This window comes from Anaerostipes butyraticus (assembly GCF_016586355.1).
GTDB classification, from domain to species: Bacteria; Bacillota; Clostridia; order Lachnospirales; family Lachnospiraceae; genus Anaerostipes; species Anaerostipes butyraticus.
The window spans coordinates 1-2,833 of the sequence record NZ_BLYI01000012.1; the positions used below are offsets into that span (position 1 = coordinate 1).

Here is a 2,833-nt window from a genome sequence, read left to right on the forward strand (position 1 = left end):
CCGCAGCCTGCAGAGATAATTTCAGCCGAGAATCTTCTCTCTCACTCGCTCTTTTTCTGCAAAGCAGGCTTTCCCTTGCGTTATATGTAAGAAGCTGATATATGATTTCTACAATATCCTCTTCTGCAATCTCTCCTCTGTCATATGTTTGAAATGAAAAGGTGATTTTCATTCCATGCTCCCTGCAGAATCTGCTCATGCTGTAAAGAACCCCATCCACAAGCCAGTCATTACAGTAAATCCCTGTCTGTATTGCTTCATATTTTTCTTTCAGATCCCTCATATATCTCCAGAGTTTTTTCTGATTTACCTTGGGAATTTTTCCATGCCTAATCTGTTCTGCGATCCTACTGATCTGATCAATCTGTGAATCTTCTTGTTTCGATTCCATTTTCATAATCTGCTGTTTTAATACCTGCAGATAGTTTTCCATAAAATCTGCCTGTGAATATAGAAAAGTATTTGTCTGCTCTGTTTTCTTACGATACCACAAAAGAAATAGAAATCCTGCCGCACTCCCGACAGCAGATACAGCAAATATGGGAATCATGACCCATCCATTATAAATAATACCTTTCGGAAGTCCGTTAAAACTTGTAAGAATTCCAAACGCAAAATATATACTTACGAGAATCCATCCTGTTTTCCTGTATTTCAGCTCATATGACTGTATCGATGATAACAGCGGTTTCAAAAGCAATACTTCTGTCCGGATAATCACATATATGACTGGGAATGTCAGAAGATCCGGCAGCTGAAACGGCAGACCATACCCCATGGGTTCTGTCCGTCCTTCAAAATAATTAAGAACCGCAAGAATTCCACCTAAAATAGTTGCATAATTCACTTCACATACAATCTGTGCCAGTGCTATTTTTAATACACTGCCTGCATACAAATAACAGAGAATAACCAGTATAAGGATTGAAAAAATTACCAGATAAGATAAATTCAGAGTCAAAAACCACATCTGTTCTCCATAGAGCATGCGCAGAACGTATCCTAAAAGAATTGCTTTCACTGCCCACAATAATCCCTGAACAACCCACGGAAGAATTGTCTTTTCCGCCGTATCAGGACACTGTCCATAAAGACAATCGAGGTAGGAATATATTCGATTCCAAAAAGTAATATTCTACAACATGTACTTAAAATTTCCATCATCAATACCGGCTTTCATCTCTTCCCTGTTAATATAACTTCTATTTTCAGACAATTTTCTTCTTTTAAAATTTGCACACTTCCTCCGTATTGTCTGACGCAGTCCTTTAATGTTTTCATCGCTCTTTTATCTCTGCGCCCTTTTCTTTCCGGCATTCCGCATTCCAGTCTGAAAATAACCTGATTCTTCACTGTGCCTCCATACAGTTTTACCTTATGCTCCTGCCCTTCTTTCAAATCATTCGTCAAAGCAGTTTCCATCAGACACATCAGAATTTTTCCTGCACACATTTCATCCAGGCTGTTTCTCTGATATTTGGCAAAAGATATCTCCAGCTCCAAATTCTTTCTTCTCATCATATCCGCGTAATAATACAGGACGGAATCCACAAATACATCGTCCGTATACATCCCTGCCTGTATCTTTCGATATTGATTCTTCAAGGTTTTCAGATACTTTTCTATCTGAACTGTTCCTTCGAAACTCCCTATCTTCTGAATGTTTTCCATCTGCTGATCAATGATTCTCTGCTCATTTTCCATATCAAGAATCTGCTGCCGGACAGCTTTCATATGGAGCACCATCAGATTCTGCTTCATGTTCAGGAACCCATGTTCCTGCCGGATCTGATCCTGATATTTTCTGTAAATCCAAATACTGAGACCGATAAATCCAAGTGCTGTAATTGCAGCTGTCAAAGCGGACATTCGATATGTGCTTTCCACTCTTGTCTGATCTTTTATCGTAAGCTGATAAAATCCTACGTTAATATACAAGAAATAAACGCCGCACCAAAATTTCTTATGCTTTAATTCATACTCCCCTAATATAGGAAAACTTCCTTTCCAGAAACAATGAATTAAAAAACGAATTGCAAAGAATATTAAAAAACACAATAAAATAAACGCTAATATTCTCCAGGTTACTGATGACAAATTTCCATTCTTCATAACCCCTGTCAAAGACATGGAAATTCCGCCAATAAGAGCAGTAAATATCTCTGTTACCACCCCGCAAAAGGCACATTTTATGATATCTCCTTCATAAATAAGCCAAATGACTGTCAGGTTTAAAATAGCTACTGCCATTTTAAAGAAAATGACTATTATATTTAACTCAAAATGTTGTTCCAGATACGTGTTCAACAGAATGTTAAAAAACACATCCATAATCAATACTTTTATCATGCAGTAACTAATAATCCAATTCATCGAATGTCGTCTTTTCAATACTTCATTTAATGTCAGTACCATAATTACAACCTGTGTCAGAGAAATCAAAATAACATTCAGTACAGTAAATCTTTGTTCCATTAAGGTTATCCAGGCCTGCTCCCACATTATTTTTTCTCCCTCTGCATTTGAATACTGATTTGTTTTTCTTCCCCTTCTTTATCGAACACTGCAATCTGCCCATCATATGGCGTTATTCTTATCGACAGCTTCCGTTTCAACTCTCGTTCCAGCTTCTTGAGAGATTTTACAGAGTAAAAAGAACCATTCAAAATCAACTGATTTTTCACTGCCGCAGCCTGCAGAGATAATTTCAGCCGAGAATCTTCTCTCTCACTCGCTCTTTTTCTGCAAAGCAGGCTTTCCCTTGCGTTATATGTAAGAAGCTGATATATGATTTCTACAATATCCTCTTCTGCAATCTCTCCTCTGTCATATG

3 protein-coding genes are annotated in these 2,833 nt (G+C 37.6%); all 3 read right to left on the reverse strand.

From position 1 onward, the window contains the following. On the reverse strand, positions 1-970 hold a 970-nt coding region (locus JMF81_RS03070), incomplete at its 3' end, for a hypothetical protein (RefSeq protein ID WP_201310004.1). 206 nt (positions 971-1,176) lie between these two features. After that, positions 1,177-2,475, reverse strand: a complete 1,299-nt coding sequence (locus JMF81_RS03075) for a hypothetical protein (RefSeq protein ID WP_201310005.1) — start codon at positions 2,473-2,475, stop codon at positions 1,177-1,179. Between the two features lie 26 nt (positions 2,476-2,501). After that, a partial coding sequence (locus tag JMF81_RS03080) for a hypothetical protein (RefSeq protein WP_201310006.1) occupies positions 2,502-2,833 on the reverse strand: 332 nt, incomplete at its 5' end.

Bases quoted from the DNA above. Each gene is read 5' to 3' on its own strand.
- JMF81_RS03075 (WP_201310005.1), bottom strand. From the start codon at position 2,475: ATGGAACAAAGATTTACTGTACTGAATGTTATTTTGATTTCTCTGACA.